This window comes from Streptomyces sp. NPDC059373, assembly GCF_042751495.1.
GTDB lineage: Bacteria > Actinomycetota > Actinomycetes > Streptomycetales > Streptomycetaceae > Actinacidiphila.
In genome coordinates this window covers 1-22651 of the sequence record NZ_JBHYXC010000013.1, presented here as the reverse complement: position 1 = coordinate 22651, position 22651 = coordinate 1, and the positions used below count along the sequence as shown (strand labels likewise).

At 70.3% G+C, this 22651-nt stretch carries 22 protein-coding genes; 12 read left to right on the top strand and 10 right to left on the bottom strand.

Annotated features, from left to right (window positions below; translation table 11 throughout):
- Window positions 1–202 precede the first annotated feature (202 nt).
- Entirely contained in the window at window positions 203–592 is a 390-nt protein-coding gene (locus ACFXJ5_RS19320; RefSeq protein WP_384631969.1) for a VOC family protein, read from the bottom strand.
- A gap of 523 nt (window positions 593–1115) precedes the next feature.
- Here ACFXJ5_RS19320 and ACFXJ5_RS19315 point away from each other — a divergent pair.
- Window positions 1116–2783: a ricin-type beta-trefoil lectin domain protein gene (locus ACFXJ5_RS19315; RefSeq protein WP_384631966.1), complete on the top strand. Its 1668-nt coding sequence runs from the start codon at window positions 1116–1118 to the stop codon at window positions 2781–2783.
- Between the two features lie 63 nt (window positions 2784–2846).
- Here the strand turns inward: ACFXJ5_RS19315 and ACFXJ5_RS19310 are convergent, their stop codons facing one another.
- From ACFXJ5_RS19310 to ACFXJ5_RS19300, 3 genes are read right to left on the bottom strand one after another with little or no spacing between them, the layout of a single operon-like run.
- Entirely contained in the window at window positions 2847–3698 is an 852-nt protein-coding gene (locus tag ACFXJ5_RS19310) for a carbohydrate ABC transporter permease (protein WP_384631964.1), read from the bottom strand.
- A complete protein-coding gene (locus ACFXJ5_RS19305; RefSeq protein WP_384631961.1) occupies window positions 3695–4669 on the bottom strand; it encodes a carbohydrate ABC transporter permease in 975 nt (324 codons plus the stop codon). Before ACFXJ5_RS19305 ends, ACFXJ5_RS19310 begins: the two co-directional genes overlap by 4 nt.
- Window positions 4666–5979, bottom strand: a complete 1314-nt coding sequence (locus ACFXJ5_RS19300; RefSeq protein WP_384631959.1) for an ABC transporter substrate-binding protein — start codon at window positions 5977–5979, stop codon at window positions 4666–4668. Before ACFXJ5_RS19300 ends, ACFXJ5_RS19305 begins: the two co-directional genes overlap by 4 nt.
- A gap of 273 nt (window positions 5980–6252) precedes the next feature.
- Between ACFXJ5_RS19300 and ACFXJ5_RS19295 the strand changes: the two genes are divergently transcribed.
- Together ACFXJ5_RS19295 and ACFXJ5_RS19290 are read left to right on the top strand one after the other, a co-directional pair.
- Window positions 6253–8691 carry a glycoside hydrolase family 2 protein gene (locus ACFXJ5_RS19295; protein ID WP_384631957.1) on the top strand — a complete coding sequence of 813 codons (2439 nt, stop codon included), beginning with the start codon at window positions 6253–6255 and terminating at the stop codon, window positions 8689–8691.
- Window positions 8688–9746: a LacI family DNA-binding transcriptional regulator gene (locus tag ACFXJ5_RS19290; protein ID WP_384631955.1), complete on the top strand. Its 1059-nt coding sequence runs from the start codon at window positions 8688–8690 to the stop codon at window positions 9744–9746. The genes ACFXJ5_RS19295 and ACFXJ5_RS19290 overlap by 4 nt, the downstream gene beginning before the upstream one ends.
- On the opposite strand, the gene ACFXJ5_RS19285 is transcribed toward ACFXJ5_RS19290, so the two are convergent.
- Together ACFXJ5_RS19285 and eno are read right to left on the bottom strand one after the other, a co-directional pair.
- Window positions 9740–10708: an aldo/keto reductase gene (locus tag ACFXJ5_RS19285; protein ID WP_384631953.1), complete on the bottom strand. Its 969-nt coding sequence runs from the start codon at window positions 10706–10708 to the stop codon at window positions 9740–9742. The genes ACFXJ5_RS19290 and ACFXJ5_RS19285 overlap by 7 nt on opposite strands.
- Before the next feature lie 138 nt (window positions 10709–10846).
- Window positions 10847–12130: a phosphopyruvate hydratase gene (gene eno / locus ACFXJ5_RS19280; RefSeq protein ID WP_384631951.1), complete on the bottom strand. Its 1284-nt coding sequence runs from the start codon at window positions 12128–12130 to the stop codon at window positions 10847–10849.
- A gap of 83 nt (window positions 12131–12213) precedes the next feature.
- On the opposite strand from eno, the gene ACFXJ5_RS19275 reads away from it, so the two are divergent.
- From ACFXJ5_RS19275 to ACFXJ5_RS19250, 6 genes are all read left to right on the top strand, one after another.
- Window positions 12214–13083 (top strand): winged helix-turn-helix transcriptional regulator, encoded by an 870-nt coding sequence (locus ACFXJ5_RS19275; protein ID WP_384631949.1) that lies wholly within the window; start codon window positions 12214–12216, stop codon window positions 13081–13083.
- A 142-nt stretch (window positions 13084–13225) separates the two neighbouring features.
- Window positions 13226–13651 (top strand): molybdopterin-binding protein, encoded by a 426-nt coding sequence (locus ACFXJ5_RS19270; protein WP_384631946.1) that lies wholly within the window; start codon window positions 13226–13228, stop codon window positions 13649–13651.
- A 228-nt stretch (window positions 13652–13879) separates the two neighbouring features.
- A complete protein-coding gene (locus tag ACFXJ5_RS19265; RefSeq protein WP_384631943.1) occupies window positions 13880–14647 on the top strand; it encodes an SDR family NAD(P)-dependent oxidoreductase in 768 nt (255 codons plus the stop codon).
- Window positions 14648–14730: 83 nt separating this feature from the next.
- Window positions 14731–15987 (top strand): PucR family transcriptional regulator, encoded by a 1257-nt coding sequence (locus ACFXJ5_RS19260; RefSeq protein ID WP_384631940.1) that lies wholly within the window; start codon window positions 14731–14733, stop codon window positions 15985–15987.
- Window positions 15988–16106: 119 nt separating this feature from the next.
- Window positions 16107–16319, top strand: coding sequence for a hypothetical protein (locus ACFXJ5_RS19255; RefSeq protein ID WP_384631937.1), 213 nt, complete (start codon window positions 16107–16109; stop codon window positions 16317–16319).
- Window positions 16319–17557 carry a glycoside hydrolase family 3 N-terminal domain-containing protein gene (locus ACFXJ5_RS19250; protein WP_384631934.1) on the top strand — a complete coding sequence of 413 codons (1239 nt, stop codon included), beginning with the start codon at window positions 16319–16321 and terminating at the stop codon, window positions 17555–17557. The genes ACFXJ5_RS19255 and ACFXJ5_RS19250 overlap by 1 nt, the downstream gene beginning before the upstream one ends.
- Here the strand turns inward: ACFXJ5_RS19250 and ACFXJ5_RS19245 are convergent.
- On the bottom strand, window positions 17514–18362 hold the full coding sequence (locus tag ACFXJ5_RS19245; RefSeq protein ID WP_384631931.1) for a helix-turn-helix domain-containing protein: 849 nt from the start codon (window positions 18360–18362) through the stop codon (window positions 17514–17516). The two genes, ACFXJ5_RS19250 and ACFXJ5_RS19245, sit on opposite strands and share 44 nt — an antisense overlap.
- 70 nt (window positions 18363–18432) lie before the next feature.
- On the opposite strand from ACFXJ5_RS19245, the gene ACFXJ5_RS19240 reads away from it, so the two are divergent.
- Window positions 18433–19251, top strand: a complete 819-nt coding sequence (locus tag ACFXJ5_RS19240; RefSeq protein WP_384631928.1) for a phytanoyl-CoA dioxygenase family protein — start codon at window positions 18433–18435, stop codon at window positions 19249–19251.
- On the top strand, window positions 19248–19511 hold the full coding sequence (locus tag ACFXJ5_RS19235) for a hypothetical protein (protein ID WP_384631925.1): 264 nt from the start codon (window positions 19248–19250) through the stop codon (window positions 19509–19511). The genes ACFXJ5_RS19240 and ACFXJ5_RS19235 overlap by 4 nt, the downstream gene beginning before the upstream one ends.
- Here ACFXJ5_RS19235 and ACFXJ5_RS19230 read toward each other — a convergent pair.
- From ACFXJ5_RS19230 to ACFXJ5_RS19220, 3 genes are read right to left on the bottom strand one after another with little or no spacing between them, the layout of a single operon-like run.
- Complete coding sequence (locus ACFXJ5_RS19230; protein ID WP_384631922.1) at window positions 19474–20040, bottom strand: sigma-70 family RNA polymerase sigma factor; 567 nt, start codon at window positions 20038–20040, stop codon at window positions 19474–19476. The genes ACFXJ5_RS19235 and ACFXJ5_RS19230 overlap by 38 nt on opposite strands.
- A gap of 39 nt (window positions 20041–20079) precedes the next feature.
- A complete protein-coding gene (locus ACFXJ5_RS19225; RefSeq protein ID WP_384631919.1) occupies window positions 20080–20520 on the bottom strand; it encodes a universal stress protein in 441 nt (146 codons plus the stop codon).
- Between the two features lie 12 nt (window positions 20521–20532).
- A complete protein-coding gene (locus tag ACFXJ5_RS19220) occupies window positions 20533–21921 on the bottom strand; it encodes an MFS transporter (RefSeq protein ID WP_384631917.1) in 1389 nt (462 codons plus the stop codon).
- Between the two features lie 186 nt (window positions 21922–22107).
- On the opposite strand from ACFXJ5_RS19220, the gene ACFXJ5_RS19215 reads away from it, so the two are divergent.
- On the top strand, window positions 22108–22611 hold the full coding sequence (locus ACFXJ5_RS19215) for a MarR family winged helix-turn-helix transcriptional regulator (RefSeq protein ID WP_384631914.1): 504 nt from the start codon (window positions 22108–22110) through the stop codon (window positions 22609–22611).
- Window positions 22612–22651 lie beyond the last annotated feature (40 nt).

Below are 22651 nucleotides of genomic sequence, written 5' to 3'. Positions count from 1 at the left end.
GTGAGCCGAAGCGGAGCGGTCGCTGTCGAAAAGGAGAACGCGCGCAGTTCGCGAGGAACGAGCGGGCGAGCACGATCGACTGTCGACAATGACTGAGCGCAGCGGAGGCGAACCGAGCCCACAAAAAAGGGGAAATCCGGTACCGCAACGGTCGGCCGAGCCCGACGAGCCCGGCGAGCCGGCCGAGCCCTTACGGCCTGGGCTACAGCCGCGGTTCCAGCAGGTCCCAGCGGTTGCCGTACAGGTCCTGGAAGACGACGACCGAGCCGTACGTCTCGTGGCGCGGCTCTTCGAGGAAGGTGACGCCGGCCGCGCGCATGCGGGCGTAGGCGCCGGCGAAGTCCTCGGTGTGCAGGAAGAAGCCCACGCGGCCCCCGGTCTGGTCGCCCACGCGGCCGCGCTGGGCATCGTCCTTGGCGCGGGCCAGCAGCAGGCCACTCCCGGCGTCGCCGGGCGGGCGGACGACGACCCAGCGGGAGCCGTCGGGGCGGGGCTCGTCGTCGACGAGCTCGAAGCCGAGAGCGCCGGTGTAGAAGGCGATCGCCTCGTCGTAGTCGTCGACCACGAGGGTCACCAGGGCGATGCGGGGCATTGGGGCGGTCTCCGGGGGTCGGGCGGGCGGCGATCTGACCACGTTATACGTAACACCCCAGGGAGGCAATGTGCTCCGCCCCACGCCCGCCGGGAGCACGGCCGACACAGGACGTCAGGACCACCTTTCGCGCCATTCAGCGTCCGCGCCAACCCGGGAGCGGACCGCCTCACCGCAGGGCAAATCGAGCGCGTACGCCAGGTAACCTACGAATTCTGAATTACGAAGCCTCGAAAGAATTTGCGACCAAACGGGCCGGGCCGACGCTTATTCACCCCTCACCTGCCGGGCGAAATAGAAAACAGCCGCATTCCCTTGTTGCGGATCGGCGCCGTATGCAAAGGTGTGCACTTGTCAGCGTGCAGACAAGTGCACACAAGGAAAATTCCCATTCCTCGCACACACGTTCAGCACGCCCAGGCGTCCAATGGTACGGACTTTTACCTGCACGATCTCTGATTGGAGCGTGGACATGAACGATTCAGGCCCGACGAATTCCCCAACTCCCGCTCAGAGCTTCGACATGACGGATGAACAGCTCGCATCCGAACTGAAGAAGTGCTCAGGGAAGAGGCCCGCGCACCATCCCGTCGGGGAACTTCTGGTCCGGCACTGGGGAGCGGTCTTCGACTACGCGAGCCTGTGCACAAAAGGTGCGCAGGCCGGTGGAATGCTCACCACTGCCGCATTCACGAGACTGTTCGGGGAATCCCTGCGGCAGACCGGGCCGACGGCTGCGTGGCGGCCGCAACTACTGGCCACGGTGCGCCGCATCGCCGAGGAATGGGACTTGGACCAGCGAAAAACGCTTCTCCACCCCGCGTTGCGGTCCCGGTCGAACAGCCGGGAGCGCGCCGAGGCGCGGCTCCTTCCGCCACGCGACAGGCGCCTGATATTGCGGGCGTTCCACCGGCTTCCGGAATCCATCCGCTGCATCCTGTGGCACACGGAGGTCGAGGCCGAGGCGCTGGAGATACCGGCCGGTCTGCTGGGCCTGACCGCCAACGACGCCGCCGCTGAGCTGGAGCGGGCGCGTGGGCTGCTGCGCGAGAGCTGTCTGCGGGCCCACGGCGAACTCGCGCCCGAGGAGTTGTGCCGCGGCTACAGCCGTCTGCTGGACGTCTCGGTCCAGCGCGGTGGCACCGATCTCGACCCCGACCTGCGGCGGCACATGGCGAGGTGCGAGCACTGCCGCTACACGGCCTACCAGTTGGATCACTCCGGCGGCCGGTTGGCCCTCCTCCTGGCCGAGGCCGTCATCGGCTGGGGGGCGCAGGCCTACCTCGAATCCAGGCCGGGCCGCCGTGCCCCGGTCGCGGACATGGACACGCACCCGCACACGCACACGCACGGAGAACCGGACCCGACCGACAGCCCACTCCCCGGCCTCCGCCCCGGCCCTCACCATTCGGCGAGGAGGCACTCGCACGCCGGTTCCCGCCCGCCGGCGGACCGCGATCGTCCCCGGTTCGCCAGCGGCCGGCAGCTCGCCCTGGCGCTGCTGGCGGTGTGCGGATGCGCCCTGGTCCCGCTGGCCCTGTGGATCGCCACCTCGCCGGCCGACGACGACAGCGCGCCGAACGGCGGCGCCGCCGGCCTCTCCTCCGACACAACCGTGTCCGGTACGCATGCCTCCTGGGCCGCGGCCAACGGCATCCCGACCGAGGAACTGCGCGGCCCACTCCGCGACACGGCGACCGGGCTGTGCGTCGACATCGCCGGCGGAAAGGCGGCCAAGGGCACGGAATCGGTGCTCGCATCCTGCACCTCCGCCGCCACCCAGCAGTGGTCGTACGCGACCGACGGTCTGCTGCGCAGCCTCGCCGACCCCGCGTTCTGCCTCGACTCACGCAGCAGCTTCTCGATCCGGCTCGGTCCGTGCACGGGCGCCTCCCGGCCGGGTGCCGACGACGTCCGGTACGACTTCACCGTCCAGGGCGAACTGGTGCCCCGCTGGAACCAGGGGCTGGCCGTGGTGCCCGTCTCGCCGAGCGACGGTGCGGCCCTGGTCCTCAAACTGCGTGACGACGCGACCTCCCAGCGCTGGCAGACCGTCGCCTCGGAGGCCTCGCCCGAATGGGAGCCGATCGCCTCGGACGCGGCCGGCACACCGGTGCAGGTGGCCGCATCGCGCTCCGCCGTGCCCCCGCATCCCACGAGTACCTCGGACGGCCGGAAAGGCCAACGATGAACGGGGAGTCCTGGCTACTTCACCAGCCGTCGTGGCGGCCCGCGAGGGATCCGCTGTGCACGCTCACTTGGTCGCGCCCTGGGCGAAGCCGTTGTAGATGAACCGCTGGAGGAACAGAAAGACGATCAGGGTGGGGACGATGACCAGGATCGCCCCCGCCGAGATGTCCTCCCAGTGCGCGCCGAAGGGGCCCTTGAAGCGGAAGAGGGCGGTCGAGATGACCCCGTTCTCCTCGGAGGGCATGTAGAGGAAGGGGATGTAGAAGTCGTTGTAGACGGTGATGCCCTTGATGATGACGACGGTCGCGACGGCGGGCTTGAGCAGCGGGAAGATGATTCTGCGATAGATGGTGAAGGCGTTGGCCCCGTCCAGCCGGGCCGCCTCGTCCAGCGAGACCGGAATGCCCCGGATGAACTGCAGGAAGATGTAGATCGAGACGATGTCCGTCCCCATGTAGAGCAGGATCGGCGCCCAGCGGGTGTCGAACAGCCCGAAGCTGTTGATCACCTGGAAGGTCGCCACCTGTGTGGTCACCCCCGGCACCAGCGTGGCCACCAGGAAGAGCGCGAGCACCAGCCTCCTGCCCCGGAAGGCGAAGCGGTCGATGGCGTACGCGGTCATGGAGCCGATCAGGACGGTGCCGGTGATCGAGAAGAGCAGGATGAAGGCCGTGTTGCCGAACGCGGTGAGCATCCGGCCGTCCCGGAAGGCCGTGACGTAGTTGTCGAGGTTGAGCCAGTCGTGCGGAAGGGAGAGAGCGCCACCGCCGTCCGACACCTCGCGCGAGGTCTTCAGGGAGGTCAGGAAGACGACGGCGAGCGGCAGAAGCACCACCAGGGAGGCGACGACGAGCGACAGATAGGTCAGGACGGCGCTGACCGTGCGGCGGCCGTGAACAGCCGTGACGGTGCTCATACGATGTCCACCCTCTCATCGGGGACGAGGCGGCGCTGGATCCAGGTGACGAGCAGGATGATCAGCAGTAGGACGACGGCCGCCGCCGAGGCCAGGCCGGTCTTGTTGAACTGGAAGGCGAGCTTCACCGTCTGGATGACGAAGGTCCCCGTTCCCGTCGCGCCGCCGGTCATGATGTAGGGGATCTCGAAGACCGACAGCGATCCGGAGATCGCCAGAATGATGCTCAGGCTGATGACCGGCTTGATCCCCGGCGCGATGATGTGCCGGAACTGCTGCCAACGCGTGGCACCGTCGATCTGCGCGGCCTCGTACAGCTCGGCGGGGATGGACTGGATCGCGCCGAGGAAGAGCACGAAGTTCAGGCCCATGTAGCGCCATACCGACACCCCCGCCAGCGAGGTGTTCGCCGACCCCGGTGTGCCGAGCCAGGCGTGGCCGCTGTCGGCGCCGAACCAGGAGAGGACGGAATCCAGCGTGCCGCCGTCCTGGAAGAAGTAGAGGAAGACGAAGCCGATGGCGACTCCGTTGATCAGGTACGGGAAGAAGAGGATCCCCTTGAAGAGGTTCCTGAACCGTACGTCGAAGCTGAGCAGGGTCGCGAAGTAGAGGGCCACGACAATCTGCACGACCGAGGCCGCCAGGTAGTAGAAGCTGACGAAGAACACCCGGAAGAGCTCGGGACGGGTGAACAGCTGAACGTAGTTGTCGAGGCCGGTGAAGTTCCGGTCCGGGCTCACGCCGTCCCAGTCGGTGAAGCTGTAGAAGACCATGTTCCCGACCGGGACGTACGTGAACGTGATCAGCAGCGCCAGCGGGGCCGCGAGGAACAGCCAGGGGGTGAGCCTCCGCAGCCGCTGCGCCGTCCGGCGGGGGCGGGCGGACGCGGAGGTGACCCGGGAGCGCGAGGGCGTCCTTCCGACGGCGGCCGACCCGCGCGGCGTGTGCGCCTTGCTCGTCGTCTCGCTCATCCGGCGGTCTTCGCCGCCTCGTCCCAGCGCTTGCCGAGATCCGTGAAGTAGCCCTGGAGGGTGCCCTTTTGGGCGCCGCGGGCGAGGTCGACGAGCTTCTGCCGGTAGTCCGGCTTCTGCAGGCCGATCTCGGCGGCGTTGTCGATGATGTTGACCTGGGCGTTCTTGGCCTGTGACAGCTCGATGAGCTTGACGCCGGCGTCCGTGTACGGCTTGAGGGTGGTGGGCAGCGGGCTGTCCTTCAGCGGGGACACCGCGCCCTCCTTCAGCGCCTCGCCGGACTTGTCGGTGAACCAGTCGATCCAGGCGCGGGCCGCCGTCTTGTTCTTGGAGTGGATGTTCACGGCCTGCTGGTAGTCGGACGCCAGCACGGAGCAGTAGCTGCCGCCGACCTGGGCGGGGAAGGGCATGAAGCCGATGTCGGCCGGGTCCTTGCCCGCCTTCTTCGCGGCGTCCTGCATCTGCGTGATCGCCCAGGAGCCGAGCTGCATCGTGGCGATGTCGCCCTTGGCGATCAGGCCCTTGGAGTTCTCCCAGTTCGTGGTGGTCGGGTCCTTCTCCGCGAGGCCGCCGTGGACGATGTCGTAGAGCAGGGTGTCGGCCACGTTCAGATCGCTGCCCTTGGCCCAGGGGTTGGGTGAGGTGACGAGTTTGTCGTTGGCCTTGGTGTCGCACGATACGGAGCCGATGACGCTGGTCCAGGCGGTGAGCGGCCAGCCGTCCTTGAAGTTGGTGTAGTAGGGCGTGGCGCCGGTTTTGGACTTGATCGCCTTGAGGTCGTCGAGGAACTGGGCGGGTGTGGTGGGCCAGTCGGTGATGCCGGCCTGCTTCCACACCGCCTTGTTGTAGACGAAGCCGTTGGCGGTCCCGAAGGTGGCGATGCCGTAGACCTTCCCGGCGACCGTGGTCTTGTCGGCGAACCGGTAGGTGGCGCCGAGTTCCTTTGCGCTGCCGAGGGGGGCGAAGAACTTCGGGTAGTCGTTCTTGGCGATCGCGGCGGGGATCATCAGCACATCGCCGTAGTTCGCCGTGTTCATACGGATCTTGACTTCGCCCTCGTAGTCGGTGATGGCCTCGAACTTGACCTTCACCTTGGGGTAGATCTTGTTGAACTCGGCGGCGTACTGGTTCATCGTCCCGTTCTGCACGAGGTCGGTCCGGTGCGTCAGGACCTTGATCTCACCGGAGACGTCTCCCGGCTTTCCGGGAGCGGTCGCGGTCTCGTTCGACGGCGTACTTCCGCCGCTGCACCCCGCGACGGTCAGCATCCCGGCGGTGAGCAGCGCTCCAGCCAGCGCCTGCATCCTCATGTGCCCAACTCCCTTCAAGCGGCTCAAGCTTCGGGTGGGTCGGTCGGCACTATGTCAGGAGCTGGTGAACCGGTAAAGCTCTGATTTCAGCTACGATGCGCAATCGTTACCCGCACTCGACCCCAGCTCTGGATCGTTCCTGTTCACAGCATGTGAGCAATGCTCGACGCGTTCAACTCGCCTGCCTTAACCGGTTTATGGACAGCGGCACGCCGTCGCCGCTAGGTTGAACGTCGCCGTTGGTCTGGGCTTGATGCGCGATGGGAGCCGCACATGAAGGACGTCACCCCGCTCGCCGAGGGCTGGAGCCTGCGTCACGACGGGACTCCGCTGCCCGCCCGGGTCCCGGGCTGCGTCCATACCGACCTGCTGGCCGCCGGGCTCATCCCCGACCCCTTCCTCGGCACGAACGAGACCGACGTGGCCTGGATCGGCCGCCGCGACTGGATGTACGGCACCGCCCTCACCCCGTACGCGGGCGAACACGAGCGCACCGACCTGGTCTTCGACGGCCTCGACACCGCCGCCGGGATCACGCTGGCGGGGCAGCCGCTCGGCAGCACCCGCAACATGCACCGCGGTTACCGCTTCGACGTCACCGGCCTGGCCGGCGAGCTGCTGGTGCACTTCACCTCCGCCTACACCGAGGCGGAAGCCGTACGCGAACGGGTCGGCGAACGCCCCAACGCCTATCCCGAACCCGCCCAGTACATCCGCAAGATGGCCTGCAACTTCGGCTGGGACTGGGGGCCGACCCTGGTCACCGCCGGCATCTGGAAGCCGGTCCGGCTGGAGCACTGGTCCACCGCCCGACTGGACCGGGTCCGCCCGCTGGTGACGGTCGATCAGGGCGCCGGCCGCGTGGAGCTGCGGCTCGACGTGCAGCGCACCGACAGCGGCGCCGGCCGCCGGCTCGTCGCACGGGCCGAGGTCGCCGGAGCGCGGGCGGAGGTGGAGTTCGAGGACGCCGAGGCCACCGTCGTGCTGGAGGTCGCGGACCCCGAACTGTGGTGGCCGCGCGGCTACGGGCAGCAGCCGCTGTACGACGTCGAGGTGACGCTGTACGACGCCGGGGCCGCGGGCGACGGTGAGCAGGCCCTCGACGCCTGGCAGCGCCGGATCGGCTTCCGTACCGTCGAGCTGGACCGTGCCCCCGACGCGCACGGCACCGGCTTCACCCTCGTCGTCAACGGGGAGCGGATCTTCGCCCGGGGCATCAACTGGATCCCCGACGACCCCCTCGTCTCCCGGGTCACGCCCGAGCGCTACGGTGCCCGCCTCGCCCAGGCGGCCGAGGCGAACATCGACCTCGTACGGGTCTGGGGCGGCGGTATCTACGAGGCCGACGCCTTCTACGACACCTGCGACGAGCTGGGCCTGATGGTCTGGCAGGACTTCCTGTTCGCCTGCGCCGCCTACCCCGAGGAGCAGCCACTGCGCGGCGAGGTCGACGCCGAGGCCCGCCAGAACGTCGTACGCCTGATGCCGCATCCCAGCCTCGTGCTGTGGAACGGCAACAACGAGAACCTCTGGGGCTTCCGCGACTGGGGCTGGGAGCCGGAGCTGGCCGGCGCCTCCTGGGGCGAGGGCTACTACCTCGGCCTGCTCCCCCGCATCGTCGCCGAGCTCGACCCTACCCGGCCCTACACGGCCGGCAGTCCCTGGTCGGGCTCCTGGGACCACCACCCCAACGACCCGGCGCACGGCACCCACCACTCCTGGGACGTGTGGAACCGCACCGACTACGCGGACTACCGCGCCAGTGTGCCGCGCTTCGTCGCGGAGTTCGGCTGGCAGGCTCCGCCCGCGTACGCCACCCTCCGCCGCGCCATCGGCGAGGACCAGCTCGCGCCGGACTCCCCCGCGATGCTCCACCACCAGAAGGCCGAGGACGGCAACGGCAAGCTGGAGCGCGGACTCGCCCCCCACTTCGCGGTGCCCGAGGGCGACTTCGACCGCTGGCACTATCTGACGCAGGTCAACCAGGCCCGCGCCGTCGCCACCGGCATCGAGCACTGGCGCTCGCACTGGCCGCTGTGCGCCGGCACGGTCGTCTGGCAGCTCAACGACTGCTGGCCGGTCACCTCCTGGTCCGCGATCGACGGCGACGGCCGCCTCAAGCCGCTCTACCACGAGCTGAAGCGGGTCTACGCGGACCGGCTGCTCACCCTCCGGCCCCAGGGCTCCGGCGTGGTCGCCGCCGCCGTCAACCAGAGCGCCACCGCCTGGCGGACCACGCTCACCCTGCGCCGGACGGCGAGCGACGGCACGGTGATCCGCGAGGCGTCCGTCGCACTCATCGCCGGGCCGCGCGAGGTGGCCCACGTCGGCGTCCCCGAAGAGCTGGTGCCGCCCGCCGGTTCGCCGAAGGAGTTCCTGGTCGCCGAGGCCGACGGCCTGCGGTCCTTCCACTTCGCGGTGCCGGACCGGGAGTTCGCCTACCCGCCGCCGCGCTTCGAGGTCACCGTGGAGCCGCCGGACCCCGGGAAGGACGCCGGGAAGGACACCGTCGGCGTCGTGGTGACGGCGTACACGCTGGTACGGGATCTGCTGCTGCAGGCCGACCGGCTCGGACCGGACGCCTCCGCCGACCGGGGGCTGGTCACGCTGCTGCCCGGCGAGAGCGTCCGCATCGGCGTACGCGGCTGGCGACCCGAGGATGGGGCCGCGGACGGCGCCCGGGCCGCGCTGTACTGCGTGGAGGCCCCGTGAACCCGCCGTCCCCGCCCTCCCGTTCGCACGTCACCATCAAGGACGTCGCCGCCCGGGCCGGGGTTTCCAAGGGCGCGGTCTCCATGGCCTTCAACAACAAGCCGGGCGTCTCCGAGGCCACCCGCGACCGTATCTTCGCCGCCGCCCGGGACCTGGGCTGGGAGCCCAACCTGTCCGCCCGCAGCCTGTCCAACCAGCGGGTGGACACGGTCGGGCTCGCCATCTGCCGGCCGGCGCGGCTGCTCGGGCTCGAACCGTTCTACATGGAGTTCATCTCCGGCATCGAGAGCGTGCTGACCGAGCGGTCCTGCTCACTGCTGCTGCGGCTGGTACGCGACCCCCGGGAGGAGGTCGCGCTGCAGGCGAGCTGGTGGAAGGGGCGGCAGATCAGCGGTTCGATCCTGGTGGACTTCCACCAGGACGACCCCCGCGTCCCCGCGCTCAGGGAGCTCGGCGTGCCGGCGGTGGCCGTCGGGCATCCCTCCCTGACCGGCGGTTTCACCTCGGTGTGGACGGACGACGCCACGGCGGTCGGCGAAGCGGTGCGCTATCTGGCGGCGCTCGGCCACCGGCGGATCGTACGGGTCGGCGGACCGGCGACGCTGGGACACAGCGCGATCCGTACCGCCGCCTTCGAGGCGACCCTGCGCGAACTCGGCCTGGAGGAGGGGCGGCAGGTCGCCACCGGCTTCGCCGGGGAGGAGGGCGCCCGGGCCACCCGCTCGCTGCTGCTGTCCGACCGGCGCCCGACCGCCATCGTCTACGACAACGACATCATGGCCGTCGCCGGAGCCGCCGTCGCCGCCGAGATGGGGCTCTCGGTACCGGACGACATCTCCATCCTGGCCTGGGACGACTCCCAGCTGTGCCGGCTCACCCACCCCACCCTGTCCGCGATGAGCCACGACGTCCACGGCTTCGGCGCCGAGGTGGCCCGCACCCTCTTCGAGGTGATCGACGGCAACGAACCGGCGTCCCATCCGGTCCCGACTCCCGCCCTCACCCCCCGCGGCTCCACGGGACCGCCGCCGCGCCGGCCCCTCTCCGTTCAGTGACCGCTGATCGGGTGCGGGGTGTAGGGCTCCTGGAGCTGGTCGATCTCCTTCTCGGTGAGCTGGAGCGAGACGGCGGCGACGGCGTCGTCCAGGTGAACGTCCTTGGTGGCACCCACGATGGGCGCGGTGACGGTCGGCTGGTGCAGCAGCCAGGCCAGTGCGACCTGGGCCCGGGAGACGCCGCGGTCGGCGGCGATGCGGGCGACCGCGTCGGCGATCTCGCGGTCGGCGTCCTCGTAGAGCGTCCTGCCGAACTCGTCGGTGCGGCTGCGGGCGGTGTCGGTGCCCCAGTCGCGGGTGAGGCGGCCGCGGGCCAGCGGGCTCCAGGGCAGGACGCCGATGCCCTGATCGGCGCAGAGCGGAAGCATCTCGCGCTCCTCCTCGCGGTAGAGGAGGTTGTAGTGGTTCTGCATGGTGGCGAACTTCGTCCAGCCGTGCCGTTCGGAGGTGTGGAGGGCCTTGGAGAACTGCCAGGCGTACATCGAACTCGCCCCGATGTAGCGGGCCTTGCCGGCCTTGACCACGTCGTGCAGGGCTTCGAGGGTCTCCTCGATGGGCGTGCTCGGGTCCCAGCGGTGGATCTGGTAGAGGTCGACGTAGTCGGTGCCGAGCCGCCGCAGGCTGTGGTCGATCTCGCTGAGGATCGCCTTGCGGGACAGGCCTCCGCCGTTGGGTCCGGGGCGCATGGTGCCGTGGACCTTGGTGGCGAGCACGATCTCGTCGCGGCGGGTGAAGTCCGTCAGGGCCTCGCCGACGATCTCCTCGCTGCTGCCGTCGGAGTAGACGTTGGCGGTGTCGAAGAAGTTCACCCCGGCCTCGACGGCACGGCGGATCAGGGGGCGGGCCCGGTCCCGGTCGAGGGTCCATTCGTGGTTTCCGCGGCTCGGGTCTCCGTAACTCATGCAACCCAGGCAGATGCGGGAGACGTCCAGGCCGGTGGATCCGAGTTTCACGTACTGCATACCGGTACTCCGTCGATCGTGAGGTGTCGGTGCGCCGTGGTGCGTGCGCGGCCCTTCCATCCTGCCCCGGAACCGGCCGCCGGCGCGCGGAACCCGCCCGGGGCTCCCGGGTCCCGGGCTCCCGGTCCTGACACGGTCCTACCTGCGCAGGCCGAGGGCGTCCCGGCCCGCGTACCGGGCCTGGGTGCCGAGTTCCTCTTCGATGCGGATGAGCTGGTTGTACTTGGCGGTGCGGTCCGAGCGGGAAAGCGAGCCGGTTTTGATCTGACCGCAGCCGGTGGCCACGGCGAGGTCGGCGATGGTGGTGTCCTCCGTCTCGCCGGAGCGGTGGGACATCACGACGGTGTAGCCGGCGCGGTGGGCGGTGCCGATGGTGGCCAGGGTCTCGGTGAGGGTGCCGATCTGATTGACCTTCACCAGGATCGAGTTGGCGACGCCGTCGCGGATGCCGGCCCGCAGCAGGGTCTCGTTGGTGCAGAAGACGTCGTCGCCGGTGAGCTGGCAGCGGTCGCCGAGTCGCGTCATGAGCAGCCGCCAGCCCTCGAGGTCGTCCTCGGCCATCGGGTCCTCGATGGAGGCGACGGGGTGGCGGTCGACGAGTTCCGCGAGGTAGTCGACGTGTTCCTGGACGCTGCGGCGGCGGCCCTCGCCCGTGTAGTCGTAGACACCGTCGTGGAAGAACTCGGAGGTGGCGGGGTCCATGACGAGGGTGATGTCCTCGCCGGGCTTGTAGCCGGTCCGCTCGACGGCGCGTACGACGAAGTCCAGGGCCTCGTCGGCGGTCCGCAGATTCGGGGCGAAGCCGCCCTCGTCGCCGACAGCGGTGTTGTGCCCGGCGGCGATGAGGTCCCGGCGGAGGGTGTGGAAGACCTCGGAGCCCATCCGTACGGCCTCGGCGAAGGTGGCCGCGCCGATCGGGGCGATCATGAACTCCTGGAAGTCCAGTGGATTGTCGGCGTGCGCGCCGCCGTTGATGATGTTCATCATCGGGACCGGCAGCCGGCGTGCGTCGACGCCGCCGATGTACCGGTACAGCGGCAGCCGGTGGGCGGCAGCGGCGGCCTTGGCGGTGGCGAGCGAGACGCCCAGGATCGCGTTGGCGCCGAGGCGCGCCTTGTCCGCGGTGCCGTCCAGGTCGACGAGTGCCGCGTCGACGGAGGCCTGGTCCTCGGCGTCGAGGCCGACGACGGTGTCCGCGATGGCGTCGTTCACGGCGTCGACGGCGCGGCGGACGCCCTTCCCGTGGAAGCGGGCCGGGTCGTCGTCCCGCAGTTCCACGGCCTCGCGGGCGCCGGTGGAGGCACCGGACGGCACGGCGGCGCGGCCGGTCGAGCCGTCCGACAGCTCGACGTCGACCTCGACGGTGGGATTGCCCCGGCTGTCGATGATCTCGCGTCCGATGATCCGGGTGATGGCGGTCATGGTGCCCCCAATTCTGGTCCGTCCGGAGAGTCAGTTCCCACCAGGAACTGACTAAGTTCCGAAAGGGAACCTACTATGGCCGGATGAGAATGCACAACGCCGACGAGACCTGCGGCATCGCCCAGGCCGCCGTGGTCGTGGGCGACTGGTGGAACGTGCTGATCCTGCGCGAAGTCGCCCGCGGTCACGTCCGGTTCGACGAGCTGGCCGGCGAGCTCGGCCTGTCCCGCAAGGTGCTCACCGAACGCCTGGGACGGCTCGTCGCACAGGGCGTACTGCGCCGCAGCCTCTACCAGCGCCGCCCGATGCGCTACGAGTACCTGCTCACCGACTCCGGGCTCGGACTGCTGCCGCTGCTCGTGGCCATGCAGGACTGGGCGGACCGATGGGTCCTGGGCGACGGCACCCCCACCGCCACCGCACCGGACGACGGCGCCGAACACGCCCGCGTCCACGCTCTGGTCGGCACCCGCGTCCCGCCGGATCTACGGCTGCCGGGCGCGGACGGCACCGTACGCGACGTCGTCGCCCCCGACACCTCCGCGACCGTGCTGTTCACCTACCCGGCCACCGGGGTCCAGTGGGAGGACGCGATCGACGGGGCGGCCGGCTGCACCCTGGAGAGCCGGCTGTTCCGGGACGCCTGGCCGTCCTTCCGTGACGCCGGCGTGGCCGTGCACGGAGTCAGCACCCAACTGACGCACGAGCAGGCGGCGTTCGCCCGGGCGGAGGCCGTGCCGTACCCCCTGCTCTCGGACACGGAGCTGCGGCTGGCCGCGGCACTGCGGCTCCCGACGTTCCGGGGCGCGGGCCAGCTGCGGCTCAAACGGCTCATCCTGATCGTCGACGCCGAGCGGACCGTACGCCATGTCCTCTTCCCCGTCGGGGACATCCCCGACGCCGTACAGCGAGCGCGGCTGCTGGGCGCCGCCATGGCCGAACTCGCCGACTGACCGAACCCCGTCAGCGTTTGCCAGGCGATATGACCCCGGTCGTGGCGTCTGCGATGCGTCGCCGAACGGATGCGCAGAGTGTGGCTAAAGTGCGGGGAGACAGCAGGACAAATACCTCATTCCTGGTAGGAAGTGTTCCGTCATGGGCTTGAGCATCCGCAACCAGCTCCCCGGCACCGTCGTCTCCGTGGCGACCGGCGAGGTCATGGCGATCGTCAGGGTCCTCCTCGACGGCGGCCAGGAGATCACCGCCGCCGTCACCCTCGACGCCGTCAAGGACCTGGGCATCGCCGAGGGCTCCGCCGTACGAGCCCTGGCGAAGTCCACCGAGGTCGCCCTGGCCAACGGCCCCGGCCCCGTGCGGGGGCTCAGCATCCGCAACCAGCTCCCCGGCACCGTCGCCAATATCACCACCGGCGGCGCCATGGCCGGGGTGCGGGTGACCGTGCCGGGCGGGGAGCTGACCGCCGCGATCACCAAGGACGCCGTGACCGACCTCGGCCTGGCCACCGGCGACGAGGTGGTCGCCCTCATCAAGTCGACGGAGATCTCACTGGCCACGGCCTGACGCGTAATCCAGGGCGCGCCGAGTGGGCGTATGGCGTCGGCGGTTTCCCCGCCCCTACGACCGGCTCGACCTCTGGGCCGCACTGCGCTGCCGTGTCCCCGACACTCGACCTGTACCCTCGTCAACTTCCCACGGGCCGTGACCGGTGGTGGCCGATGAGTTTCCGCGGCAGGCTCGTCTTATGAGGTGGCGGGCGCACCCGGCGCCCGACTCGAGGGGACGGCAGTCATGCTGAAGGACAAGGTCGCGGTCATCTACGGCGGCGCGGGCTCGCTGGGCGCCGGTATCGCGAAGGCGTACGCCGAGGCCGGGGCCCGCGTGTTCCTGACCGGCCGTACGGAGGCCACGCTCAAGGAGGCCGCCGACGCGATCGGCACCGAGTACGACGTGCTCGACGCCCGTGACGAAGCGGCCGTAGAGGCCCATGCCACCTCGGTCGTCGAGCGGGCCGGCCGGATCGACATCTCGTTCAACCTGGTGCCACGAGGAGACTTCCAGGGCGTACCGCTCACCGAGATGTCGGTCGAGGACTACACCCGGCCGGTCGTCCAGGGCATCACCTGCCAGTTCATCACCGCCCGGGCCGCAGCGCGCCGGATGACCGCGCAGGGCTCGGGCGTGATCCTTTCCCTGGACAGCGCGTCCGGCAACGGCAGCCCGATGTTGGGCGGCACGGCCGCCGCCGACGGCGCGATCGACGCGCTGATCCGCCAGTTCGCCCAGGAAGTCGGCCCGGCCGGCGTCCGCGTGTGCGGGATCTGGACCGCCGGCGTCGCCGACACCCTGACGCCGGAGAAACTGGCCGCCGCCGGCGCCCCGGGCATGGACGAGGCTGCCGTGCAGGGCCTCGTCGGCCAACTCGACAGCATGCGGATGACCAAGCGCTCGCCGCGCATCGCCGACATCGCCGCACTGGCGACCTTCCTCGCCTCGGACGCCGGCGTGACCATCACCGGCACGTGGGTCAACGCGACGGCGGGGATGTTCCCCAGCTGAGCGCGTACCGCTCCTCAGGGACCGGAACGCCACCCGTAACACTTTTCCGCCGCCCGTGTAACACGGGCCTCCGACAGTGAGGCATGAGCGTCGAGCAGATCCAGACTCTGGTGGATGCCCTGGCCACCCGGCTGGGGCGGGCGGTCGTGGTGGACGACCAGGACCTCCGCCTGATCGCCGCGAGCAAGGACTACGGGAACGCGGATCCCGCGCGCATGTGGTCGCTGCTGCACCGCAGGACGCGGCCGGAGGACGTCCGCTACGAGGAGATCAGGCGCTGGACCGGCCCGGGGCACATCCCGGAGAACGCGGCGCTGGAGCTGTGGCGGCGGCTGTGTGTCCCGGTTCGCTGCCGTGGCCTGCTGCTCGGCTTCCTGTGGGTCACCGACCGGTACGGTGACCTGACGGAAGCGCAGGTCGCCGAGGCCGCCCGCGCCGCCGAGGTGATGGGGCGGGCACTGCAGCGCGGGCTGGTCGCCACCGGCGAGGAGACGGAGCTGCGCCGGCGGCTCGTTGAGCAACTGCTCAGCCATGACCCGGTGGTACGGCGCGAGGCGTGGGAAGAGGCGCTCGACCGGGGCCTGCTCGACAGCGTCGGGCAGGTGGCCGTCCTGCTGGTGAGCTGCCGCCCCGGCAAGGGCGACGGCACACCGGCCGACACCCGGGCGGTGCTGGCGGAGTCCATGGGCCGCCTGTGCCGCACCGCCCCCGGCGAGGCCGCGCTCGCCGCCGTGGGGTCCCGGCGCGCGACGGTCGTCCTGGCCCGCCGGCAGGGCTTCGGGGACGGCCGGCTCGCCGAGGCCGCCGCGGCGCTGCTGGCGGAGCTCACCGACCGCTCGGGGCTCGCCGGGTGCTGGCGGGTCGGTACCAGTGGCCCGGTCCGGGGCCTGGACGGCCTGCCGCAAGCCCAGCGGCAGGCCGAGGTCGCGCTGTCGGCGGCCGGCGAAGGCGGCGCGGCCTCCTGGCCGGCGCTGAGCGCCGACGCGCTGCTGGCCCAACTCGTCCCGCAGGCCTGGGAGAGCGCGCTGCTGCCGGAGGGCCTGGCCGCCCTGCTGGCGGACCCCTCGGCCGCGGTGCTGGTCCCCACCCTGGAGACATATCTCGACTGCGCCGGGGACCTGCAGCGCGCCGCGCGCGAACTGCGAGTGCACCGCACCACGCTCGACTACCGGCTGGAGCGCGCCGAGCACATCTCCGGGATGAGCCTGCACGACGGCCGCGACCGGCTGCTGCTGCACATGGCGCTGGGGCTGCGCCGGCTCCACGGAACGCATCAGCTGCCGGGGCCTCCCGCCGACGTCGACGTCCTGCCCCCCGAGAAGCGCCGCCGCGCCGGCTGAGAAGCCGTGCGTCCCGCCCCGCCCCGCCGCCCGCACCGCAGGCCGGCGGGGTTTGTCGTGAAGCCGTAACAGGATCCGGTTCCCGCGATCTTTCGTGGACAGGCGTACATCGAAACCGGATGACCGCACGAACGGACTTCAAGCACCTGGGGAAGATCATGAGCACCACGTCACGCAGGCGCTTCGCGCCCTACCGTGAGGCCGCCCCCGGCCACGGCGCGTCGATCTCCCGCATCCTCGGGGACGTATATACGCTGCCCGAGTCCAGGAAGACCCTCTGCCGTCCGCCACAGCACCCGGCCGGCGCCTCGGCGAGCACTGCGGGGGCCTGATGATGAACGTCCTGCCGTCCGGTCTCCCCGGCACCCTCCGCCTTTCCGCCGCCGTGCTGTGCACCGCGCTCGCCCTCGGCGGGTGCGGCGGATCACCGGCCCCGGATCGCGGCACCGGCACACGCACCACCAGCACCCCTTCAGCTTCCGCATCGCCGAGCGCGAGCAGGGCCGTACCCACCCCGTCATGCGTCGACCGCGTCCTGTCGGCCATGTCGGACACGCAGGTGGTGGGCCAGCTCTTCATGGGCGCGGCGCGCGTTCCCACGACCACCGACGCCGACATGGCCGTGCTGCGCCGGTACCAGGTCGGGTCGGTGATCCTTTTGGGCCGCAGCCAGGTCGGCGTGTGGCGGACCCGCGGCCTTACCGACCGGCTGCAGGGCCTGCGGCAGACCGACCGGGCCGGCGTCGTCGGCCTGCTGGTCTCCGCGGACCAGGAGGGCGGTCAGGTACAGGCCCTGAAGGGCCCCGGCTTCTCGGCCATCCCGGAGGCTCTCACGCAGGGCAGGTGGACGGCGTCCGAGCTGCAGACCCACGCAGCGCAGTGGGCGGCCGAGCTGCACGCGGCGGGCGTCAATCTGAACCTCGCTCCCATCGCCGATGTCGTACCCCCCGAGATCGGGACCGGCAACGGCCCGATCGGCCAGTACGGGCGTCAGTTCGGTTATTCGGCGGATGTGGTGGCCCGTCAGAACGCCGCGTACGTCAAGGGGTTCGGCAAGGCCGGGGTGTTGACGACCCTCAAGCACTTCCCGGGGCTCGGGCGCGTGAGCGGCAACACCGACACCACGGCGAAGGTCACCGACACCACTCTCACCCGCTACGACCGCGATGTCCGCGCCTTCGGATCCGGCATCGCGGCCGGCGCCGGCTTCGTCATGGTCTCGTCGGCGACCTACACCCGTATCGACCCGGACCGACGGGCCGTCTTCTCCCCCACCGTGCTCAACGCCATGCTCCGGAACGATCTGGGCTTCAAGGGCGTCATCGTGTCGGACGACCTGGGCGACGCGGTCGCGGTCCGCTCCGTGCCGCCCGCCCAACGGGCCCTGCGGTTCATCGGTGCGGGCGGAGACCTGGTGCTCACCGCGAACACGGCGGACATCCCCGCGATGGTCGGCGCCGTGCGCGATGCCGTCCGCCACGATCCGGCGCTGCGGAACAGGACACGGGACAGCGCTCGCCGCGTCCTCACCGCGAAGCTGGCCGCCGGGGTGCTGCACTGCGACGGATGAGGGCACCCGGCTGAGGGGCGGCGTCCTCCGCCGTGTGCACGCCTGCCGCCCGGATGAGGCGGGGCGCGGCGCCCAGCTCGCGGCGGCAGGCTTTGTTGAAGGCCTGCAGGTCGGGGATGCCCACCGCCGCCGCGATGGCCGGGATGGGGAGGGTGGAGGCCCGCAGCAGGTGGCGGGCGCGTTCCAGGCGCCGGCGGCGGATGTAGGCGACCACGGTGTCGCCGGTCTCGGCCCGGAAGAGCCGGGTGAGGTGGTTGTGGGAGACCCCGGCCGCGCGGGCGATGGCGGGCACGGTGACCGGCACGGCGAGGTTGGCCTCGATGTGGGCCATCGCGGCGGCCACCACGGCGTGCGGCTGTCCGGGACGGCCGAGGGCCGCCAGGCCGGCCACGTGCCACAGGACCGTCCACACCTCGGCGGCGGCCCTGGCCGGGGTGCCCGGCGCCGCGGTGAGGGCGTGCCGCAGCAGCCCGGACAGCAGCGGTGCCTCGTCGCCGGCGTCCTGCATCACCGGTACGGTGCGCGGCTCGCCGGTGCCGGGCAGCCACAGGTGGGCGTACAGGTGCTCGGAGCGGCCGCGGTACCGGTAGCGGACCTCGGTGGCCGGCGGGATGAGGCTGACGTGGCCGGGCCGGATGGGGTGGGTGGTGCCGCCGACGGACAGCTCGCCCGCGTAGCCGTACAGGTGGAGCTGCCACAGGTCGGGGAGGCGGAAGACGTCGTCCAGCCCGGTGACGCCGTGCACTCCCACGCCGATGTTGGCCACCCGCGGCGGCTCGTCGAGCCGGAGCGCTACTCGGTCCATGGTGAGAAATTACCAGTAGAGGATGAATGCGACCCACGACAAGGCCCGATCCCGCCTTTACGGTCGTCGTATGCCTACCAGCAAACAGCCGCTGACATCCGTCCAGATGGCCCGCTTCGTCGCGCAGGGATACCTGCGTATGGACGCGGTCGTGCCGCCGGAGATGAATGAGAGCGCGATCGACGTCCTGTCCGCCGGTATCCCCGCCGTGCCGTACGGCACGCCCGTCGACGAGGCCTATCCGGAGGGGTCGTTCGCCCGCCGGCTCGTCGGGCTGCCGCCGGTCGCCGGAGCCCTGGAGAGCCTGGTCGGGCCGGGGCCGACCGTCGACCACCACTTCGTGCACATCCGCGAGCCGCACGAGGGCAACGCGCAGCCGCTGCACGGCGACGCGATCATCGACGTACGCCCCGACGCCTTCGACGTCCAGCTCATGTACTACCCGCAGGAGGTGACCGCCGAGATGGGCGGCACCCTGAGCGTGCCGGGCAGCCATCTGCGCCGCACCAACGAGAGCGACACCGGGCGCTACCAGAATCTGCGCGGACAGACCCGGCTGACCTGCCCGGCCGGCACCGTGGTCATCCTCCACCACGGCCTGTGGCACGGCGGGCGGCGCAACGACAGCGACATCCCCCGTTACATGTTCAAGATCCGCCTCAATCCCACCGTGCCGCAGGTCCGGCTCTGGGACACCACCGACCTCGCCGACCCGGCCGTCGCCGCCGAGCTCAGCGCCGTCTTCCCCTGGTACGAGCCCGCCACGGGCCGCCTCGAGGTCCACAACCGGGTCCGCCTTTGGCGGGCGCTGACCGGCGACGACTCCTTCGACGTCGAGTACTGGGTGACCCGCGTGACCAACCGCCCGAAGCTCCGGAGCCACGTATGAAGCAGCAGGTCCTGGTCCTCTACCTCGCCACCTCCGCCCTCGACTCGGACGTGGTCGGCTGGTCCCGCTACGACGGCACCGGCGCCTCCCGCCCCACCACCGGGGACAGCGACGAACCGCCGTACGGGACAGGCCTGGACGCACTGGAGGACGGCTGGCGGCTCTTCCAGGCCGCCCAGCTGATCCCGCCGTACCCGGGGCACGAGTACGACACGTCCTTCCTCAAGCACGAGTTCCTCTTCGAGAAGCTGATCGACTAGAGCCTCCCAGGAGCTGCCGCAGCTGCCGACGCCCTCGGTGCAACCGGGATGTCACGGTGCCCATCGGCGCCTCCACGATCTCCGTGATCTCCCGGTACGTGAGTCCTTCGACGTCAGCCAGGTAGACGGCGGTCCGCAACGCCGCTGGGAGCTGCTGCAGTGCGGCCTTCACGTCATGGTCGAGGAGCCGGCCCAGAGCCTCCGCCTCGGCCGACCGTGGGCCACCGGTCATGCGGCTTTCCGCTCGCCCCAACTGCCGGTGGGTCATCCCCTCGATGGATGTCTGCTGCGGCTGACGCATTCGCTTGCGACAAGCGTTGATGTGGGTGTTGACCAGGACCCTGTACAGCCAGGCCTTGAGGTTCGTTCCTTCGGCGAACGACGCGAATCCGACGAACGCCCTCAGGAAGGTCTCCTGCAACAGGTCCTCCGCGTCTGCGGGGTTGCGCGTCATCCTCATCGCGGCCGGGTACAGCTCACCGAGCAGTGGCAGGGCGTCACGCTCGAAGCGGGTGGCCAACTCGCCCATGAAGGTCTCCCCTTGGACTCGGCTGCGTGCAGAGGTGCACTAGGGGACGACGGTCACCGGGCATTGGCGGCGTCGTACGGCGCGTAGTGCTTTGGATCCGAAGAGTCGGTGACCGAACGCCTGGCTGGCTCCGACGATGATGGCGTCCGCGCGGTGTTCGGCGGCGATTCCACTGAGGGTGAGTACCGGGTCGCCCGTGAGGCACATGAAGTGGGTGGTGACGCGGTACTCGCCGGCCAGGGCCCGGATGGTGCGCCCGAGTTCGCCGGCCAGGTCGATGCCGTCCTGGTAGGTGTCCAGCGGCATGCCGTCGAATGCCACCGCGGTGGTGACCACGAAAACGGCGATGACGGTGCTGTGCTGCCGGCGGGCCAACCCGAACGCGTAGTACATCGCGCGCCAGGAGGTGTCCGAACCGTCGATGCCGACGACGAGCACCGACGGCCCGTCACCGCCGAGTTCGAAGCCCTTGGTGTCCACGCCTCTCCCGGCTCACGGTCGCCGGCTGTCATGGGCGGCGCGGCCGTCCGGGGCGTCGCCGCTCAGGGTACGGTCCTCGGTCAGCGCCACCTCGGCGAGGATGGCCTCCTCGGGCACGCCGGGCACGTCCCGGACCGCCTGCTCGGCGTCCATCCGCTCGTGCGAGGTCCCCACGTGGGCTTCCTCCCGGTCGGCCTCGCTCAACGCGCGGTGCACCGTGCTCAATACCGCGGCGGCCGCCGCGACCGTCACCGCCCCCAGGATGAACGGGACGTGCGTGTTGTAGTGCTCGACCAGTTTGCCCGCCGCATACGGGGCGAGTCCGCCGCCGATGAACCGTACGAATCCGTAGGTGGCCGATGCGACGGGGCGCGGAACCGGAGCGATGCTCATGACAGCAGTGGTGACGAGGGTGTTGTTGGTGCCGATGACGATGCCGGAGGCGATCGTCGCCCCGATGACGACCCCCGGGTGATCGGGGAATATGCCGATCACCAGCGAGTCGAGGGCCATCAGCACCATGCTCCCGTACAGCGTGCGGGCAGTGCCGAAGCGGGCCTTGAGCATCGGGGCACCGAAGACCGCGAACAGCGCGACCAGCACGCCCCAGGCGCAGAAGACAGCGCCGAGCTTCAGGGGGGACAGGTTCATGAGGAACGGGGCGTAGCCGAGGATCGTGAAGAACGCCCAGTTGTAGAGCAGACCGGTGACGCTGGTGACGGCCAGGGGGCGATGCCGGAGCGCCTTGATCGGTTCGCTGAGGGAGGAGCGCTGCGCCGGTCGGGGGGTCGCGGGGACCAGGATCGCGGTGGCCACCAGGGCGATGAGCATCAGGACGGCGACGCCGAAGAACGGTCCGCGCCAACTGACGTTGCCCAGCAGGCCGCCCAGCAGCGGGCCGCACGCGATGCCCACCCCGAGCGCGGTCTCGTACAGCACGATGGCGCCGCTGAACCCGCCGCTGGCCGAGCCGACGATCACCGCCAGGGAGGTCGCGATGAACAGCGCGTTGCCCAGGCCCCAGCCGGCTCGGAAGCCGACGATCTCCCCGATGCTTCCGCTGGTGCCGGCGATCGCGGAGAACACCACGATCAGCGCAAGGCCGACGATCAACGTGCGTTTGGCGCCGAGACGGCTGGACACCCAGCCGGTCACCAGCATCGCCAACGCCGTGACCACGAGGTAGCTGGTGAACAGCAGCTCCACCTGGCTCGGGCTGGCCTGCAGTTTGGAGGCCAGCGACGGCAGGATGGGATCGACCAGACCAATGCCCATGAAGGAGATCACGCAGGCGAACGCCACCGCCCAGACGGCCTTCGGCTGGCGGAACGGGCTCTGCACGCCCGGCGCTTCCGGCGTCGCCTGCGTGGGATGTGCACGGGTGTCCAGGGGGCGGTTCATGAGGCGTCTCCTTCGAGGACCGCAGCGTGTCCGTCTACGTCCGCCCGGCGGGCGTTGCCGTAGTGGTCCGGCCGAGGCCCCGGGGTCAGCGGGTCTGCTGTCGCGAGCACAAGTGTATTGAGCATCTATATAGAGTGTCAATGTAGTAAGGGGGAGATTCATATAGATGCGGCTATGCTTCTGGCTATGAGTCGATCCACCTCCGGGAGCACCACGGGGAGCGCCGACGGCTCGACCCGCTCGGCCGGCGCGGTGGTCGGGCTGCTCTCCTCGCTGGTGCGCCACGCACCTCGGGACCTGAGCCTGACCTCGGTGTCGACCCTGTCCACCCTGGACCGCACAGGTCCCCGCCGCGTCACGGACCTGGCCATGGCCCAAGGGGTCACCCAGCCGTCCGTGACCTCGCTCGTCACCACCCTGGAGCGGGCCGGCCTCGTCGAGCGCCGCAACGACCCGGCTGACAGGCGCGTCGTACTGGTCGCCATAACCACCGCCGGGTCGGAGTACCTCCACGCTCGGCGCCGAGCCAACATCGAGGCGTTCGCGCACCTCATCGACAGACTGCCGCCCGACGAAGCGGCCGCCCTGGCCGCCGCGATCCCGGCCCTGGAGCACCTGCGCGAACTCGACGACGAACAGCGCGACCCCAGCCCCTCCACCGACGGAGCGCACGCATCCGAACACGTCTAGGGCCTGTCTTGTGGATCATCGTGCGGCCCGAACCCAGCAC